Source organism: Bacillus sp. RC251 (assembly GCF_044908765.1).
GTDB lineage: Bacteria > Bacillota > Bacilli > Bacillales > Bacillaceae_G > Bacillus_A > Bacillus_A wiedmannii.
The window spans coordinates 1-19,456 of sequence record NZ_JBIYDP010000008.1; the positions used below are offsets into that span (position 1 = coordinate 1).

General features: G+C 39.2%; 16 protein-coding genes. 3 read left to right on the forward strand and 13 right to left on the reverse strand.

The window, feature by feature from the left end:
* Positions 1–356: 356 nt before the first annotated feature.
* The 5 genes from rho to spo0F form a co-directional block, all read right to left on the reverse strand.
* Entirely contained in the window at positions 357–1,628 is a 1,272-nt protein-coding gene (rho, locus tag ABH961_RS21045) for a transcription termination factor Rho (protein ID WP_001053898.1), read from the reverse strand.
* 393 nt (positions 1,629–2,021) lie between these two features.
* Complete coding sequence (gene glpX / locus ABH961_RS21050) at positions 2,022–2,987, reverse strand: class II fructose-bisphosphatase (protein ID WP_000442336.1); 966 nt, start codon at positions 2,985–2,987, stop codon at positions 2,022–2,024.
* Between the two features lie 116 nt (positions 2,988–3,103).
* Entirely contained in the window at positions 3,104–4,393 is a 1,290-nt protein-coding gene (murA, locus tag ABH961_RS21055; RefSeq protein ID WP_000413258.1) for a UDP-N-acetylglucosamine 1-carboxyvinyltransferase, read from the reverse strand.
* A 332-nt stretch (positions 4,394–4,725) separates the two neighbouring features.
* Positions 4,726–5,583 carry a class II fructose-bisphosphate aldolase gene (locus ABH961_RS21060; RefSeq protein ID WP_048542703.1) on the reverse strand — a complete coding sequence of 286 codons (858 nt, stop codon included), beginning with the start codon at positions 5,581–5,583 and terminating at the stop codon, positions 4,726–4,728.
* A gap of 211 nt (positions 5,584–5,794) precedes the next feature.
* Positions 5,795–6,163 carry a sporulation initiation phosphotransferase Spo0F gene (gene spo0F / locus ABH961_RS21065; RefSeq protein ID WP_000398593.1) on the reverse strand — a complete coding sequence of 123 codons (369 nt, stop codon included), beginning with the start codon at positions 6,161–6,163 and terminating at the stop codon, positions 5,795–5,797.
* 202 nt (positions 6,164–6,365) lie between these two features.
* Here spo0F and ABH961_RS21070 point away from each other — a divergent pair, with 202 nt between their 5' ends.
* Positions 6,366–6,890, forward strand: coding sequence for a DUF2529 domain-containing protein (locus tag ABH961_RS21070; RefSeq protein WP_000912405.1), 525 nt, complete (start codon positions 6,366–6,368; stop codon positions 6,888–6,890).
* Between the two features lie 33 nt (positions 6,891–6,923).
* Here ABH961_RS21070 and pyrG read toward each other — a convergent pair whose 3' ends face one another.
* From pyrG to ABH961_RS21110, 8 genes are all read right to left on the reverse strand, one after another.
* Positions 6,924–8,531, reverse strand: a complete 1,608-nt coding sequence (gene pyrG / locus ABH961_RS21075) for a CTP synthase (RefSeq protein WP_000170450.1) — start codon at positions 8,529–8,531, stop codon at positions 6,924–6,926.
* Between the two features lie 257 nt (positions 8,532–8,788).
* On the reverse strand, positions 8,789–9,319 hold the full coding sequence (gene rpoE, locus ABH961_RS21080; protein ID WP_048542705.1) for a DNA-directed RNA polymerase subunit delta: 531 nt from the start codon (positions 9,317–9,319) through the stop codon (positions 8,789–8,791).
* Positions 9,320–9,473: 154 nt separating this feature from the next.
* Entirely contained in the window at positions 9,474–10,103 is a 630-nt protein-coding gene (locus tag ABH961_RS21085; protein ID WP_048542708.1) for a TetR/AcrR family transcriptional regulator, read from the reverse strand.
* Between the two features lie 66 nt (positions 10,104–10,169).
* A complete protein-coding gene (gene acdA, locus ABH961_RS21090) occupies positions 10,170–11,309 on the reverse strand; it encodes an acyl-CoA dehydrogenase AcdA (RefSeq protein WP_000545531.1) in 1,140 nt (379 codons plus the stop codon).
* A gap of 21 nt (positions 11,310–11,330) precedes the next feature.
* A complete protein-coding gene (locus tag ABH961_RS21095) occupies positions 11,331–12,461 on the reverse strand; it encodes an acyl-CoA dehydrogenase (RefSeq protein ID WP_048542710.1) in 1,131 nt (376 codons plus the stop codon).
* A gap of 72 nt (positions 12,462–12,533) precedes the next feature.
* Complete coding sequence (locus ABH961_RS21100) at positions 12,534–13,385, reverse strand: 3-hydroxybutyryl-CoA dehydrogenase (protein WP_048542712.1); 852 nt, start codon at positions 13,383–13,385, stop codon at positions 12,534–12,536.
* A 56-nt stretch (positions 13,386–13,441) separates the two neighbouring features.
* Positions 13,442–14,725 carry an acetyl-CoA C-acetyltransferase gene (locus ABH961_RS21105; protein WP_098048735.1) on the reverse strand — a complete coding sequence of 428 codons (1,284 nt, stop codon included), beginning with the start codon at positions 14,723–14,725 and terminating at the stop codon, positions 13,442–13,444.
* Positions 14,726–14,734: 9 nt separating this feature from the next.
* A complete protein-coding gene (locus ABH961_RS21110; protein ID WP_048542718.1) occupies positions 14,735–16,846 on the reverse strand; it encodes a (Fe-S)-binding protein in 2,112 nt (703 codons plus the stop codon).
* A gap of 353 nt (positions 16,847–17,199) precedes the next feature.
* Here ABH961_RS21110 and cls point away from each other — a divergent pair, with 353 nt between their 5' ends.
* Both cls and uvsE read left to right on the forward strand, forming a co-directional pair.
* A complete protein-coding gene (gene cls, locus ABH961_RS21115; RefSeq protein WP_098075917.1) occupies positions 17,200–18,393 on the forward strand; it encodes a cardiolipin synthase in 1,194 nt (397 codons plus the stop codon).
* 32 nt (positions 18,394–18,425) lie between these two features.
* On the forward strand, positions 18,426–19,379 hold the full coding sequence (gene uvsE / locus ABH961_RS21120; RefSeq protein ID WP_048542874.1) for a UV DNA damage repair endonuclease UvsE: 954 nt from the start codon (positions 18,426–18,428) through the stop codon (positions 19,377–19,379).
* Positions 19,380–19,456 lie beyond the last annotated feature (77 nt).

The following is a 19,456-nucleotide window of genomic DNA, read 5'->3' on the forward strand; positions in this document are numbered from 1 at the left end:
TTTTTGCTTCGACCGAGAGAGCGAAATGGCCGGAGATTCTAGCCGCTGGAGCTGGATATAATTAAAAGCGCAAGCAGCTCGTTCAGAATAGGAGGGGGATGGAGCTTCTGACGTAGAGGCGCTTTTTACCTCGTAGGAAGACGCGAAGCCACCGACCATTCTAGCCGCTGAAGCTGGATATAATTAAAAGCGCAAGCAGCTCGTTCAGAATCCGGGACACTTCAAACTCTCGACCCAAATATAATTTTCATCTCAAAAAATAAAATTTTTCCCATATATTACTCTCTCTAATATTCCCTTAAAAAAACATAAAAAACTCGCTTACCACAAAATAAGCGAGTCCCAATCTTTTCCCTTTACTTAGTTGTTACATATCTTTTTGAGTCTGCAACAATGTTTTGTAAAAATTCTTCATTTGTCTTTGTTTGACGAAGTTTACGTAAGAAACCTTCGACAAAGTCTGGTGTATCACGCATTGTTTTACGAATACCCCATAGCTTGTCTAAATGTTCTTTCGGAATTAATAGATCTTCTTTACGTGTACCAGAACGGCGAATATCAATTGCCGGGAAGATACGACGCTCAGCTAATGAACGATCTAAGTGAAGTTCCATATTTCCAGTTCCTTTAAATTCTTCGTAAATTACATCGTCCATACGAGATCCTGTATCAACAAGCGCTGTTGCTAAAATCGTTAAGCTACCGCCTTCTTCAATATTACGTGCAGCTCCAAAGAAACGCTTCGGTCTATGGAAGGCAGCTGGGTCGATACCACCCGATAATGTTCTACCACTTGGCGGAATAACAAGGTTGTAAGCTCGCGCTAAACGGGTAATACTATCCATTAAAATGATAACATCTTTTTTGTGCTCTACAAGACGCATTGCACGTTCTAACACAAGTTCCGCTACTTTAATATGATTTTCTGGCACTTCATCAAAAGTAGAGCTTACAACATCTCCTTTAACAGAACGTTCAATGTCTGTTACTTCCTCTGGACGCTCATCAATTAAAAGTACAATTAATTCAGCTTCCGGGTGATTTGTTGTAACACTGTGTGCGATTTCTTTTAATAGACTTGTTTTACCAGCCTTTGGAGGCGCGACAATTAAACCACGTTGTCCAAATCCAACTGGTGCGATTAAATCCATGATGCGTGTCGGTAACTTTTTCGGTTCCGTTTCCAATTTCATTTGGCGATCTGGGTATAATGGTGTTAATGCAGGGAAATGCACACGCTCTTTTGCTGACTCTGGATCATCTCCGTTTACAGCTTCAACTTGTAATAATCCAAAATAGCGTTCATTTTCTTTCGGAGGTCGTACTTTACCAGAAACCTTGTCTCCATTACGTAAATCGAAACGACGAATTTGCGAAGCTGAGATATAAATATCTTCTGAGCTTGGAGAATAGTTGATAGGACGTAGGAATCCAAATCCTTCTGATTGAATAATTTCTAATACGCCTTCCATGAAGAAGAAACCTTCTTTTTCTGCTCGAGCTTTTAGGATAGCGAAGATTAACTCTTTTTTCGTTAATTTGCTATAATACGAAATCTTAAATTCTTTCGCAAGCTCGTATAACTCTTTTAATTTCATGTTTTCTAATGCTGCAATTGACAAATTCATTCAGACACCACACTTTAACGTTATTCTCTTTTCACATGGGTAAAGGGAAAAAATACGGAAGGCAAATAATTAATAATGAAAGGCAATAAGTTCAAGTAGGGTAATATTCACTATTGTAACCCTTTTATCTAGTTTTAATCAATACGTTGAAACACAAATACAAGAAGCGAAGACAAGAAAATTTGTCTTCGCTTTTATTTAACCTAGTTCCAGTAACTAGAATGGTCAGTAGCTACAATGCCCTGCGATTCTGAACGAGCCGCTTCCACTTTTATTTAATCCAGTTCCAGCGGCTAGAATCTCCGGTCATTTCACTCTCTCGCTCGAAGCAAAAAGCGCTTCAAGGTCGAGAGTTCCAATACCCTGCGATTCTGAACGAGCCGCTTCCACTTTTTATTTAATAACCAAGTTTGGTTTTTTATTCAAGCTATGACGTCCGTCTACGAAGCGTACTGTGCCTGATTTTGCACGCATAACAAGGGATTGTGTTGTTCCTACGCTACCTTTAAATTGAACGCCGCGTAATAGTTCTCCGTCTGTTACGCCTGTTGCCGCAAAGATTGCATCGTCACCTTTTACTAAGTCTTCCATGCGAAGGATACGATTTATGTCTTCAATACCCATTTTTTTACAACGAGCTAATTCAGCTTCATTTTGAGGCAGAAGCTTTCCGTGGATTTCTCCACCTAAACATTTTAATGCAACTGCTGCTAATACACCCTCAGGTGCTCCACCAGAGCCGAATAAAATATCTACACCTGTGCGATCAAATGCAGTGTTAATTGCTCCAGCCACATCGCCATCGTTAATTAATTTAATACGAGCACCAGCTTTACGAATTTCTTCGATAATCGCTTGATGACGTGGACGGTTTAAAACTGTCGCTACAACATCTTCAATATCTTTATTTTTCGCTTTCGCAACCGCACGTAAGTTATCGATAATAGGCGCATCAATATCGACCGCCCCAACCGCTTCTGGGCCAACCGCGATTTTATCCATGTACATGTCAGGAGCATGTAACAAATTACCATGATCTGCAATTGCAATAACAGCAAGAGCATTCCATCCACCAGCTGCTACGATGTTTGTCCCTTCTAAAGGATCAACCGCAACGTCTACACGTGGTCCATATCCTGTACCTAATTTCTCTCCGATATACAGCATTGGTGCTTCGTCCATCTCGCCTTCACCAATTACAACTGTACCTTTCATCGGGATTGTATCAAATACATCACGCATAGCTGATGTTGCTGCACCGTCTGCCTCATCCTTTTTCCCGCGCCCCATCCAACGCGCTGATGATAATGCTGCAGCCTCTGTTACACGTACTAACTCCATAGATAAACTTCTTTCCACGATAATCCCTCTCCTTTAAGTCTTTATATTTCTGCCGTATTTTGTGAACCGTGTTTCTCTACAAAGTATACTTCCGCAAGTAGTGATGCTTCGCTTCCCCCTTGCGGAAGTATCACTTATGCGTTCTTCATCTCTTCAATTTCTTGGCTTGTCATTTGTTCTCGCCAAATATTTGCGCCAAGACCTTTAAGCTTGTCTACTATATTTTCATAACCTCGATCAATATGCTCAAGTCCGGTTACTTCCGTAATTCCATCCGCCATTAACCCTGCAATAACAAGAGCCGCTCCAGCTCGCAAATCACTTGCTTTCACTTTTGCGCCTTGCAATAAAACAGGACCAGTTACAATTGCCGAACGACCTTCCACTTTAATTTGTGCATTCATACGACGTAATTCATCAATGTGTTTAAAGCGTGCGCCGTAAATCGTATCCGTTACAACACCCGTTCCGTGCGCCTTTGTTAAAAGCGTTGTAAATGGTTGTTGTAAATCTGTTGGGAATCCTGGATATACAAGCGTTTTTATATCAACTACTTTTAACCTTCTATTACCGTTCACTGTAATTTGGTCATCGTTCGTTTCAACTTGGACACCAGCTTCTCTTAACTTCGCTGTAACTGACTCTAAATGCTGAGGAATCACATTATCAACCGTTATTTCTCCTCCTGATGCAGCTCCTAAAATCATATACGTACCCGCTTCAATACGATCCGGAATGATCGTATGGTGACAACCGTGCAGTGAATCCACACCATCAATTCGGATTACATCTGTGCCCGCACCTTTAATGCGTGCACCCATACTTGTTAACAATGTAGCTACATCAATAATCTCTGGTTCTTTCGCTGCGTTTTCAATAACAGTTCTACCTTTCGCTCGCACAGCTGCTAGCATAATATTAATTGTAGCTCCTACACTAACAACATCTAAATAAATACGTGCCCCGCGCAATTCATCTGCTCTTAAATAAATCGCACCCTGTTCATTCGTAACATGTGCACCTAATGCTTCAAATCCTTTAATATGCTGATCAATAGGCCTCGGTCCTAAATGACATCCACCTGGAAGCCCAATAACAGCTTTTTTAAAACGGCCAAGCATCGCACCCATTAAATAATAAGAAGCACGCAATTTTTTCACTTTTCCATTCGGTAAAGGCATTGCAACCATGTTAGAAGGATCGACTATCATCTCTTCCTCCTGTCCATAAGCTACTCTTCCTCCAATTTCCTCTAGCAAGTCTCCTAACATTTTCACGTCCGAAATATTAGGGACACCACCAATAGTTACTGGAGTATCTGCTAAAATTGTCGCTGGAATTAGTGCAACGGCGCTGTTCTTTGCACCACTCACTCGAATTGTTCCATTTAAAGCTCTTCCGCCTTCAATTAGCAATTTTTCCATATTGAGCTCCCTTCTTATGAATGTATTTACTTTCTATATCCTTATAGAAAGCTCCCCTTAAGAATCTCAATCACTCTTTCCACCCTAACACTCAATAAATAGGAAACCATTATCTTCATTTCTCCCGTAGTACGAATAGATAAAGATTAACTATTCATCGAATTTACATTATCAATTTAGATACATTATCACATTTATTAATAGGACTATGCACATTATTTTCTATTTCAAAAACAAAATGATAAAAATCTTTAGACTTGTTCACGCTTTCATTATACAACGAAAGGAAACCGTCTAAAAGACTAGACGGTTTCCAAAACGGAATTTTATTCTTACGCTTTACCGTTAGAACCGAATTCACGCATTTTACCAGCAACAGTTGCTTTAATAGCTTCGCGGCCAGGTCCAATATATTTACGAGGATCGTAAACTTCTTGGTCTTTGCTTAATGCTTCACGAACAGCTTTTGTAAACTCAATTTGGTTCTCAGTGTTTACGTTAATTTTTGAAGTACCTAAAGAAATAGCTTTTACGATATCAGCAGTTGGGATACCAGTACCACCGTGTAATACTAAAGGTACGCCAGTGAAGTCACGAACTTGTTCCATTTCAGCGAATCCTAAGTTAGGCTCACCTTTGTAAGGACCGTGTACAGAACCTAAAGCTGGAGCTAGGCAATCGATACCTGTTGCTTCAACAAGGTGCTTACACTCTGCTGGATCAGCGTAAATTACGCCTTCAGCGATGATGTCGTCTTCTTGTCCGCCAACTGTTCCAAGCTCAGCTTCAACAGATACGTTACGAGCGTGTGCGTATTCTACTACTTTTTTAGTAGTTTCAACGTTTTCTTCGAATGGGTGGTGAGAAGCGTCGATCATTACAGATGTGAAACCTGCATCGATTGCTTCTTTACATTTTTCGAAGCTTGAACCATGGTCAAGGTGAATCGCTACAGGAACAGTGATGTTCATTTCTTCGATTAAAGCTTTAACCATAGCTACAACTGTTTTGAAACCAGTCATATGACGAGCTGCACCCTCAGATACACCTAGGATTACAGGAGACTTTTCTTCTTCCGCAGCAGCTAAGATAGCTTGAGTCCACTCTAAGTTGTTCATGTTGAATTGACCAACTGCGTATTTTCCTTCTAGTGCTGTGTTTAGCATTTCTTTCATAGAAACTAAAGGCATGGTGAATCCTCCTAAAAAACGTTTTTTGTATCCGATAAGTTCTTATCGCTGGTAGTATGACCAGAATAAGGTAAAATATGTATATTTACATACCGGACTTTTTTCTACACTCAATAGGATAACAACTTGTACTCAAAAACTCAACCGTATTCACCTGCTCAATAGTCCATGTAAACGCTTTTTTCCATATTTTTTATAAAAAATTCATTTTTTACGCCTCTACAGCAAGCTGTTCTCTCACCGCTTGACGAATCTCATCAATATCAAACGGTTTAGCAAAGTGCATTAAAGCTCCTAAATCTTTCGCTTCTTGGATCATATCAAGCTCTCCATAAGCAGTCATTAAAATTACTTTAATACTCTCATCAATTTCCTTTACATGTTTTAAAATCTCTATACCATCCATACCTGGAATTTTCATATCTAACACTACTAAATCTGGATTATCTTTTTTCACGATATCTAAAGCTTGAAATCCATTCGCTGCTTGGAATGTCTGATAACCTTCTTTTTGGAACACTTCATGTAATAACACACGAATGCCATATTGATCATCAACGATTAAAATTTTACCTTCCATAACTCCCAACCTTTCTGTGTAAATACAAGATTTAAAGCTTCTTATATCTTAACGATTAATTTTCGCTATTCTTTGGCAAATCCCTTCCTATTCTTTCTTATTTTACCGTTTCCTATTTTGTTATGCTACCCTTCGATTTCACCTTTCTAAAAAAATAAACTATAATGAAAGCCGGTAAACACGTACGAAAGGGAGTAACATTATGTTAAAAATTTTTTCAACTCAATTAAGTGGTTATTTCTCCAGAGTTTCTCAAAAAGAAGAAATGAATATAGAAGATAGCGCCCGTCTACTTGCTCAAGCATTAGTTGGCGACGGTTTCATTTATTTACATGGTACAAATGAAATGGAGGGCGTTGTCGCTGAAGCATTATTCGGTGCTGAGCCAATGAAGCAAGCAAAACGATTATTTGAAAATGGTAAAGAAGTAGAAGTAACTTCTGCAGACCGTGTACTTCTTATTAGCCGTTTTTCAACAGATGAAGAAGTTGTAGCAATGGCAAAAAAACTTCAAGCTGATGGACACTCTATTGTCGGCATCTCTGCTATTCAAGAAGGTACTGAATCACTAGAACAATATACAGATGTACATATTGATACTAAGCTGTTAAAAGGCCTTATTCCAGACGATGAAGGCAATCGCTACGGATTCCCAAGTTTAATGATAGCTTTATTTGCATATCATGGGATCAAATTTACAATCGATGAAATGTTAAATGAATATTAAAAAAAGCGCCCTATTTCAGGCGCTTTTTTTTTATTACTTGCTCTCTTTATTCGTAATAGAAGCACTTACGAAGTCATGGAACAATGGTTGTGGACGGTTTGGACGAGATACAAGTTCTGGATGGAACTGTGCTGCCACGAACCAAGGGTGGTCTTTTAATTCAATGATTTCAACTAGACGACCGTCTGGGCTTGTACCAGAGAATACAAATCCTGCTTTTTCCATATCCGGACGGAATTGATTGTTGAACTCATAACGATGACGATGACGCTCATATACAACCGGCTCGTTGTAAGCATTGTAAGCATTTGTTTCTTCAGCAAGCTTACATGGGTATAGACCAAGACGAAGTGTGCCACCTAAGTCTTCTACATCTTTTTGTTCTGGTAATAAGTCAATGATTGCATAAGGTGTGTCAGGATTAATTTCAGAAGAGTTAGCTCCTTCTAATCCTAATACGTTACGTGCGAATTCGATTGATGCAAGTTGCATACCTAGGCAAATTCCTAAGAATGGAACTTTGTTTTCACGAGCATATTGAATTGCAACGATTTTACCTTCTACACCACGATCGCCGAATCCACCAGGTACAAGGATACCATCTGTGTCACCAACTAATTCTTGTACGTTCTCTGGTGTTACGTGCTCAGCGTTTACCCATTTCACTTCTACATCTGTGTCGAATGAATAACCCGCATGACGAAGTGCTTCTACAACAGAAATATATGCATCTTGAAGTTCTACGTATTTACCAACAAGAGCAATTTTTGTTTTCTTAGAAAGGTTACGTACTTTATTAACTAGCGCAGTCCACTCTGTCATATCTGCAGCTGGATTGTCTAATTTTAAGTGATCGCAAACGATTTGGTCCATATTTTGCTCTTGAAGAGATAATGGAACCGCATATAAAGTATCTGCATCGCGTGCTTCGATAACTGCTTTTGTATCAATGTCACAGAATAATGCAAGCTTGTCTTTCATATCTTGAGAAACAGGCAATTCTGTACGAACAACGATAATATTTGGTTGAATACCTAAGCTGCGAAGCTCTTTAACGCTATGTTGCGTTGGTTTTGTTTTCATTTCACCCGCTGCTTTTAAGTACGGGATTAACGTACAGTGAATGTACATTACATTGTCACGACCGATGTCGCTCTTAATTTGACGGATTGCTTCTAAGAATGGTAGAGACTCGATGTCACCAACAGTTCCACCGATTTCTGTAATAACAACGTCCGCGTTTGTTTCGCGACCAGAACGGTATACACGCTCTTTAATTTCGTTAGTAATGTGAGGAATAACCTGAACTGTTCCTCCTAGGTATTCACCACGACGCTCTTTTTGAAGAACTGAAGAGTAAATTTTACCTGTTGTTACGTTGCTGTATTTGTTTAAGTTGATGTCGATGAAACGCTCATAGTGACCAAGGTCTAAATCAGTTTCTGCACCATCATCTGTTACGAATACCTCACCGTGTTGGTATGGGCTCATAGTCCCTGGGTCTACGTTAATGTATGGATCAAACTTTTGAATCGTTACGTTTAAACCACGATTTTTTAAAAGTCTTCCAAGAGATGCTGCTGTAATACCTTTTCCTAAAGACGATACTACACCGCCTGTTACAAAAATATACTTAGTCATGAAAAAGCTCCCTCCTATTTTGCTGTTATATAATCACCGTTGCAAAGCGCAACGTATGTAGATAACACTGTATCTATCTTATTGTTAGACTCTTTTTATTTTCTAAACAAAAAACAAAAAAGAAAATTGCTCCCCTCATCACATAAAGTAATAAGTAGGGAGCAATTTTCTTTTATATTTACACTTTAAAAGTATTATCGTCCTTTTTTAAAGAGCCCAAAAATGATTCTACATGGACGATAATGAAAAGTCAAGAACTACAGTTCTTCCTCTTCTTCTTCTTCAGCTTCAGCTTCATCGTACTCAAGTTCTTCTTCGGCGAAGTCATCGTCATCATCTTCATCTAAATCATCAAGATCATCGTCGTCTCCGTCTTCTTCTTCAAGAACCTTGTCCAAATCTTCTACCTCTTCTTCATTTGCGTCTGCATCGTCGAAGTCTTCATCTTCTTCGATGTAGTCGTCAAAACCGTCCTCTTCAACTTTACGTTTCTTCTTCGGTTTTGGCTGAGGTAAGATTTCTTCATCAATTTGCTCATATGGGTACCAGCTACGTAGTCCCCAACGATTTTCTCCTAAATTAATGAAACGTCCATCGATGTTTAAATCTGTATAAAATTGTGCGAGTTTCGCATTAACTTGCTCTTGAGATAGTCCCAGCACTTGAGCGATTTCTCGAACCAACTCGTTGAATGTCGTTGCTTGTCTTTTATCCCCTAAAACGCTATGTACAACTTCAATCATTGAACATTCTTTTAGCTCTTCTGGTGAATATTGCTTAAAATTCACTTATGCGGCACTTCCTTTCTTCAAATATAACCTTATATATAACGGTCTGCTTAAAAAAATCCATACTATTCATTATAAACAAAAGTCGCACAAATATGCTACAAAAAAAACGGGAAACTTTAATATGATAATAAAATTATAATTTGTCTATTCCTTATTTCGGAAACATATGCGCTCCTTGCAGTACATACCTAATTTGCATTTCTGTATATTCTTCAAGCGTATACAGTTTTTGCAGGGCCCAACGTCTAAATCCCCACATTTGTCCTTGTATGAAAATGTTATGTGCAAGAAGCTGTATCTCTTTTTTATTTAATGTAAATGTCCCATTTTCTGTACACTGCTCTAAAATATTCTCAAACATTCCGACCATTTGAAACTCTTTTTCTAATACATATGGGAGTGATTCTTTCGGTAAAAAACGTACCTCTTGATACATAATTAATACTTCTTCTTGCAATTCATCCATCACTTTAAAATAATTCTTTATCGCTATCTTTAAGCTTTCTATACTTCCCTTCTCTGTACACACTACTTCCTCTAATCTTTCTTTTACATGTTCATAAATACTATCACAAACTAAATATAAAACATCATCTTTTGTACGAATGTACTCATAAAGTGTTCCAATACTAAACCCAGCCGCCTTCGCAATCTCTCTCGTTGTTGTACGTGGGAACCCTTTTTGCTTAAACAATTGCACCGCACCTTTAATCATTTGTTCACGTCTTAACGCAACTAATTTTTCATCTTTCACGGACGCATGTACATTATGTTTAACCATCCCCTTCACCTCTCTCTATTATTTTTTGGAAGGAAAAAGCGTAGGAAAATACCTACGCCTTTGCTCCTACTTCGTTAACATACGAGAAATTACAAGCCTTTGAATCTCTTGTGTTCCCTCATATATTTGTGTAATCTTTGCATCGCGCATATAACGCTCTACTGGATAATCTTTCGTATAACCGTAACCACCAAATACTTGTACCGCTTCAGTCGTCACCTTCATCGCTGTATCGCCTGCAAATACCTTTGACATCGCTGACTCTTTCCCATACGGAAGCCCTTCCGATTCAAGCCAAGCCGCTTGGTATGTTAGAAGACGCGCCGCCTCCACATCCGTTGCCATATCTGCAAGTTTAAAGCCAATTCCTTGCTGCGCCGCAATAGGTTTCCCAAACTGATGACGCTCTCTTGCATATTCTACAGACGCATCTAAAGCGCCTTGCGCAATACCGACTGCTTGCGCGGCAATACCATTACGGCCGCCATCTAATGTTTGCATCGCAACTTTAAATCCTTGCCCCTCTTCCCCTAGTAGGTTCTCTACAGGAATACGGCAATCTTCGAACATAATTTCAGTTGTTGGTGAAGAGCGAATCCCTAACTTGCTTTCCTTCTTCCCAACTGAAAATCCTGGTGTATCACTTTCCACAATAAACGCGCTCGTACCACGCTGCTTCGATTCGGGATCAGTTAACGCGAAAACAACATAAATATCAGCAATACCGCCATTTGTAATAAAGATTTTCGATCCATTTAGAATGTAATGGTCTCCATCTCGTTTCGCAGTTGTCCTCATTCCGCCAGCATCTGAACCAGAACTTGGTTCCGTTAAACCGTATGCACCAATTTTCGTTCCTTCTGCCATCGGTCGTAAAAACTTTTGCTTTTGTTCTTCCGTTCCAAATTTAAAAATTGGCCAACCAGCAAGTGAAGTGTGTGCAGACAGCGTTACACCTGTTGAAGCACAAACACGAGATAATTCTTCGATAGCAATTACATACGCTAAGTAATCGCTTCCAATTCCACCGTATTCTTCAGGCCACGGAATGCCGGTTAAACCAAGCTCTGCCATTTGATCAAATAGTGCACGATCAAATCTCTCTTCTTCATCACGCTCAGCTGCCGTCGGTGCTACTTCGTTCTTAGCAAAATCCCGAACCATTTTTCTTATCATTTCATGTTCTTCTGATAGTTTAAAATGCATTTCCGTCTCCCCCTTGTCCTTTTATAAAGCTCGACTAATAACAAGTTTCTGTATCTCACTCGTTCCTTCATATATTTGCGTGATTTTCGCATCACGGAAAAATCGTTCTACCGGATAGTCTTTCGTATAACCGTAACCACCAAATACTTGCACCGCTTCAATCGCAACTTCAACAGCCGTCTTAGAAGCGAATAATTTCGCAATAGAAGCTTCTTTACCGCATGGTAATCCTTGCGCTCTTAGCGATGCCGCTCTGTATACAAGTAATCGCGCTGCTTCTACACTAGTCGCCATATCTGCAAGTTTGAATCCGATTCCTTGCTGCGCCGCAATTGGCTTGCCGAATTGCTCACGCTCTTTCGCATAATCAATGGCACATGCAAGCGCCGCTTCCGCGATTCCTAATGCCTGCGCTCCGATTCCAATTCGTCCAACATCTAAATTCGCCATTGCCACCTTAAATCCTTGTCCTTCTTCACCAAGCAAATTCTCTGCCGGCACTTTCATATCTTCAAACGTAAGTTGTACCGTGCGAGAACCAAGAAGTCCCATTTTATGCTCATCTTTGCCGATAACTAAGCCTGGTGTATCTTTCTCTACTATAAATGCAGAAATCCCACTTTTTCCTGCCTCTGGATTTGTAGAAGCGAATACAATGTATGTACTTGCTTCACCGCCATTTGTAATAAACACTTTCGATCCATTAATAATGTAGTGATTGCCTTTCTTTACAGCTCTTGATTTCAAACTCCCTGCATCTGATCCTGCATTTGGTTCTGTTAATGCAAATGCACCTAAATATTCACCAGTCGCAAGTTTAGAAACATATTTCTGCTTCTGTTCTTCTGTTCCAAAATATAAAATCGGGTTCATTCCAACTGACGTATGTACAGCTAAAATTACACCAACCGTTGCACTTACCTTTGAAATTTCCTCAATTGCTAAAATGTAAGAAATAAAATCCATTTCTGCCCCGCCATATTTTGCAGGCGCTGGAATACCCATTAGTCCAAGCTCACCCATCTTCTGCAAAATCTCTTTCGGGAACACCCCTTGTTCCATACTAGGAACAAAGGGAGCTATTTCCTTCTGCGCAAAATCTCGAACCATTTTCCTCATCATTTGTTGCTCTTCAGTAAAATGAAAGTTCATGTACTCCGCCTCCGTTTGCTATATATCTTTTTAATAATTTGGTAAGACCACTATTTTAATAAAAGGAGGACTTTATTCGTAAACGTAGAAACCACGGCCTGTTTTACGTCCTAACCATCCTGCGTTCACATACTTGCGTAATAATGGACATGGGCGATATTTACTATCTCCTAATCCTTCATGCAACACTTCCATAATGTATAAACATGTATCTAAACCGATAAAATCAGCTAATGTAAGTGGTCCCATCGGATGATTCATACCTAGTTTCATTACTTCATCAATCGCTTCTTTCGTCGCTACACCTTCATATAACGTATAGATCGCTTCGTTAATCATCGGTAATAAAATACGGTTCGATACAAATCCTGGGAAATCATTTACTTCAACTGGCACTTTCCCGATTTTTTTCGTAATATCTTCAATTGTTTCATACACCTCATCATCTGTAGCTAAACCACGAATAATTTCAACAAGTTTCATAACTGGAACTGGATTCATAAAATGCATGCCAATTACTTTTTCTGGGCGTTTCGTTACTGCTGCAATTTCAGTAATTGGTAGAGAGGACGTATTCGTCGCTAAAATTGCGTGTTCTGGAGCGATTTCATCTAGATTCGCGAAAATTTTCTTTTTAATTTCCATTTTCTCAACAGCCGCTTCAATAACAAGATCCGCTTCCTTCACACAATCTAAATCAAGCGTTACTGTAAGGCGATTTAACGTCGCTTCCTTTTCTTCTTCCTTCATGCGCCCTTTTTCTACTTGACGCGCTAAGTTTTTCGTAATAATAGCCAATCCTCTGTCTAATTGCTCTTGTTTTAAATCTTGTACCTTCACATCATATCCTGCCATTGCACATACTTGTGCGATTCCCGAACCCATTTGCCCTGCACCAATTACAACTATTTTTTGCACACCCATTCTTTCTTCCCCCTTAATATAAAATGTTAATAAATCAAAAATCACCTACACGTAAATTAACAAACTTCAATCATAATTGCGTCACCTTGACCGCCACCGCTACAAATAGAAGCAATTCCAATTCCACCGCCGCGCTGCTTCAGTGCGTGGATAAGTGTAACGATAATACGCGCTCCACTTGCTCCAATTGGATGTCCCATTGCCACTGCGCCGCCGTTTACATTCAATTTATCTGGGTCAATTCCTGCAATCTCTGTACTTGCAATTGCTACCGCTGCAAATGCTTCATTAATCTCGAATAAATCGATATCTTCAATTGTCTTGCCTGTTTTTTTCAACAATTCGTTAATTGCATAACCTGGCGTTCTTGGGAAATCTTTAGACTCCACTGCAATTGCTGTATGTGCCAAAATTGTCGCTAATGGCTTTCTTCCTTCTTGCTTTGCTCTGTCTTCGCTCATTAATACGAGCGCAGCACCGCCATCATTTAGTCCAGGAGCATTACCCGCTGTCACTGCCGACGTCTTATCAAATACAGGTTTTAATTTCGCTAATTTTTCAATCGTTGTATCCGCGCGTGGCGCCTCATCTTTTGCAACGACAATAGGATCGCCTTTTCTTTGCGGAATCGTTACTGGCACGATTTCCTCTTCAAAACGTCCTTCTTTATGCGCTGAAACCGCACGCTGATGGCTACGATATGCCCATTCATCTTGCGCTTCGCGAGAGATTCCATCTTCCTTCGCAACTTCTCCGCCATAAACACCCATGTGTGTACCTGAAAATGCGCATGTCAAGCCGTCAGCAACGTTTAAATCGATGATTTCGTTGTTCCCCATTCTGTATCCCCATCTTGCACCTCGTAAAATGTAAGGACTGTTACTCATCGACTCCATACCGCCAGCTACAATTAGTGATTGATCGCCAGTACGAATAATTTGATCCGCTAACGTAACCGCACGAAGCCCTGATGCACAAACTTTATTCACTGTTTCCGTCTGTACTTCCCAAGGGATTCCAGCAGCCCTCGCAGCTTGGCGCGATGGAATTTGCCCCTGCCCCCCTTGAATAACCGTTCCAAATATAACTTCCTCAACATCACTAGCAGAAACATTTGCTCTCTCAAGCGCTGCTTTAATTGCAATTCCCCCAAGTTCTGTCGCCTTCACGTCTTTTAAAGATCCTCCAAATTTCCCAACCGGTGTTCTTGCAGCACTTAAAATAACTGTTTTACTCATATCAATTTCCCCCATCTCTTTTTTTAGCACCGAGCGCTCGCTCGGTGTTCTTACGTTGAGAAGAGGTGCAACGATTGCACCTCTCTCTAAAGTTGTATTCATGCTTGCAGATTACATCGCTTCTTTCTTCTGTCCAATAACAGAGCGTTCTAAAATCTCTGTTACATCAAGAGTTTGAACCTTCTCTTCTACTTCTTTCGCTTTCGTCCCATCGCTAATCATCGTTAAGCAATATGGACAACCTGTACCGATAATGGATGGCTCTACAGCTAGTGCTTGTTCTGTACGAGCAACGTTAATACGTGAACCTGCCGTCTCTTCCATCCACATTAAGCCACCACCTGCGCCACAGCACATTCCGGTTTCACGGTTACGTGCCATTTCTACAAGATTCACACCAGGAATTGCTTTCAAAATATCGCGTGGCGCTTCGTATACTTCGTTGTATCTTCCTAAGTAACAGGAATCATGGTACGTAACTGTTTCCTCAATAGCGTGAACAGGTTTTAAGCGCCCTTCTTTCACCCACTGAGCTAACAATTCTGTATGATGATAGACTTCTGCTTGCAAGCCAAAGTCTGGATACTCATTTTTAAATGTGTTATAAGCGTGAGGATCAATCGTAACGATTTTCTTCACTCCTGCTTTTTCAAATTCCTCGATATTCTTTGTCGCCATTTCTTGGAAGACAAATTCATTTCCAAGACGTCGCGGTGTATCTCCAGAATTCTTTTCTTTATTACCAAGTATCGCGAATGAAATGCCTGCTTCGTTCATTAACTTCGCAAACGATATCGCAATCTTCTGACTACGATTATCATATGATCCCATTGAACCAACCCAGAATAAATATTCGAACTCCTCGCCAGCTTTCGATTTTTCTTTTACAGTTGGAACCGTTACTTCATCATCACCTTGGCGCCAAGTTTCACGCTCTTTACGGTTCAGTCCCCACGGATTCCCTTGACGCTCGATATTTGTCATCGCACGCTGCGCCTCCGCGTCCATCTTTCCTTCTGTTAGAACGAGATAGCGGCGTAAATCAATAATTTTGTCAACATGCTCATTCATAACCGGACACTGATCTTCACAGTTACGGCACGTTGTACAAGCCCAAATCTCTTCCTCTGTAATAACATCTCCGATTAAACTCGGATCGTAAGCAAGCGTTGTAGCTGCTGATTCTTGTTGCCCTTTCCCAGCTGCCATCATCGCTAACTGATTTCCTTGTGTATTATTAAAAGCAACTACTGGAACCCACGGTGCTTTTGATGTCACTGCTGCTCCTTTATCAGTTAAATGATCGCGAAGTTTTAAAATTAAATCCATCGGAGATAACATTTTCCCTGTCCCTGTTGCCGGGCACATATTTGTACAGCGACCACACTCTACGCAAGCGTATAAATCAATAAGCTGATTTTGTCTAAAGTCTTCGATTTTACCAACACCAAATGTTTCTTGCGTTTCATCTTCAAAGTCAATCTTTTCAAGTTTCCCTGGATTTGAAAGACGTCCGAAGAAAACGTTAACTGGTCCCGCAATTAAATGCGCGTGTTTTGATTGTGGAACATACACTAAAAACGTTAACAAAATTAGTAGATGCACCCACCAAGAGAAATAGAACACAGAAATGGCTGCGGTTTCATTTATTCCCGAGAAAACGTAAGCGATTGCAGAAGCGATTGGTTCACTCCATGAAAGCTCCTCGCCGTGCCATATAATTCCCATCCCATTACCAAGTAGCACAGAAATCATTAAGCCACCAATAAAGATAAGAACAAGGCCTGATTTGAAATTACGTTTTAAACGAACTAGCTTCTCAACATAACGTCTATGAAAAGCCCAAAAGACTGCAATTAAAATAACAAGTGTGACAATTTCCTGGAAGAATGTAAATGCAGGATATAGTGGTCCAAGTGGAAGATGTGATCCTGGTGCGAGTCCTTTCCAAACGAAGTCAATTGCTCCAAATTGGACAAGAATAAATCCGTAAAAGAACATAACGTGAATAATGCCGCTCTTCTTATCTTTCAGCAGCTTTTTCTGACCGAAAACATTGACCTTAAGGAGATCCCAACGCTCTTTAAAACGACGGTCAAATTCAATCTTTTTTCCTAACTGTATGTAGGCCATCCTCGTCCGTATAAGATACACAAACAAATATCCCGCATAAGCAATAACAGCAATGGCAGCCAGCCAATTAATGATCAGTAAGCTATTCATTTTTATGCTACCCCTCTCTTTGTAAGCCCTCTTTCTTTTTTAGAATCTTCAAAAACATATAATTTTCTGAATTTTATCCCCTGTCTTCATTATATAATGAGTGAGCATTCAGTCAACAGTTTTTTGTTATACAACAACATATTTTTTAATAAAGCTGTTTATTTCGGTGAAACTATAAAGTGAAACTTTAATTCGTAGGGGGTTGTTTCCTCTCGCCTGATTCCTTTAAGTAAGCCTAATTTTTAAGTAGGAGGCTTACCGCCCCTTAATATGGGATAAGGTGAAGCCAATCGGGTTTTTCCGGGCAGCCAGTAAAATGAAGGCGAAAAGAATGCAAAGGAGGGAATTCACTTATGTTCTTCTTATCTCTCTTGTTAATATGCGTTACTCTTTGGATCACAATTGACCTTTTATATGGGAGGATTCTTCATTTAAAGCGTGTGCGCTCTCGTACTTTCCCTTTACGTCAAAGTAATTTTCACCTTTATACATACGGGCAAGATTTATATGATGCTTTATTTACTGATATACAACAAGCAAAGCACCATGTGCACGTTTTATTCTTCATTGTAAAAAACGATAAAATCAGTCGTGAATTTTTAAAGTTACTTATCGATAAGGCACAGGAAGGAATTAAAGTAAGACTTTTACTCGATCGATTGGGAAGCCATTATTTATCAAACGAGGCAATTCGTTCCCTACAAAAACACGGCGTCTCTTTTTCATTTTGTCATAAAGTGAAATTTCCTTTTCCGTTCTTTTCTGCAAATCAAAGAAACCATAGAAAAATTACAGTTATTGACGGGAAAATTGGTTATATTGGTGGGTTTAATATTGGAGAAGAATATTTAGGGCATAATCAAAAATTAGGATTATGGCGCGATTATCATTTACGCCTTACAGGAGAAGGAATACAAGATTTACAAAAGCAATTTTTACATGATTGGCTCGACGATACGAACCAAAATTTATTAGATTCACCTCTTTATTTTCCTAAGCAACAACCAGGAATCATTCTACATCGTTTTATCCCTACTGATGGTGCCTATTTGCAAAATACATTTTTACATTTAATCGAAAGTGCGGAAAAAGAACTCTTTATCGGTACACCATATTTCATTCCTGGGAAGAAAATTATGAATGCATTATTAAAAGCGCGAAAACGTGGGGTCCAAATCACGGTTCTCGTTCCAGAAAAAGCGGATCACGCCCTTGTTCGCGAAGCAAAATTCCCATATTGCCGAAAGTTAATACAAGCTGGGTGTAATATTTACGCATTTCAACAAGGTTTTTTTCACGCTAAAGTTATTATAGTCGATGATTATATTTGTGATATTGGAACTGCAAACTTTGATATGAGAAGTTTATATATTAACCATGAAATCAACTGCCTTTTATATGATAAACATTTTATACAAACAGTAAAAAACAAATTCCATGAAGATCTAGAAAATGCGTCATTACTTTCCTTTAAAGATGTTAGCCCGCATTCTCTTATTGATAGGGGAAAAGAATGGGTAGGAACGATACTTGCTTTCTTTCTATAGGAAAGATAATGGATAAAGGAGATGTATTCATTATGATTATGCGTTTCGGATATGTCTCGCATGCAATGGCACTCTGGGACTGTTCTCCGGCTAAAACGATGACATTTACAAGCTTTCAAAAGCTTAATAAACAAGAACGAGAAGATAAATTATACGATGTTACACGGCAAAATCTCGAGCATACAATACGTATTCTTCATTACAATATAGCGCATGAAATTCCATTATATCGCTTATCTTCTTCCATCGTCCCACTTGCAACGCATCCCGAAGTCGAGTTTGATTATATCGGGGCATTTACACCGCTTTGGCGTAAAATTGGGGCATTAATTAAAGAACACAATTTACGAGTAAGTTTTCATCCAAATCAATTTACGCTATTTACAAGCGACAAGCCACATATTACAACTAACGCTATTACAGATATGGCCTATCATTATAAAATATTAGATGCAATAGGAATTGCAGATTCTTCTTATATTAACATCCATGTAGGTGGTGCCTATGGAAATAAAGAACAGGCGGTTGGACGTTTCCATGAAAACATAAAAAAACTTCCTGCACATATAAAAGAGCAAATGACGCTTGAAAATGATGATAAAACATATACAACTGCTGAAACTTTATCGATTTGCCAAAAAGAAAAGATTCCATTCGTATTTGATTATCATCATCACATGGCAAACCTTTGCGAAGAACCGCTAGAAGTATTACTCCCTGCAATTTTTGAAACTTGGTCACATACAAATGTCCCTCCTAAAGTTCACATTTCCTCCCCTAAATCAAAAAAAGAATTTAGGGCTCACTCTGAATATATTGATTTAGAGTTTATTAAGCCTTTCTTACACATTGCAAAAAAAATCAACCATAATTTCGATATTATGATTGAAAGTAAACAGAAAGATTTAGCAATGCTGCAATTAATACATGAATTGTCCTCTATAAGAGGGATAAAAAGAGTAAATAGCTCAACATTACAATGGTAAATTGTAATGTTGAGCTATTTTTTTCAAAAAAAGTAATTTTTATAGTAAAAAACAACCTATTGTATATGCTATGATTG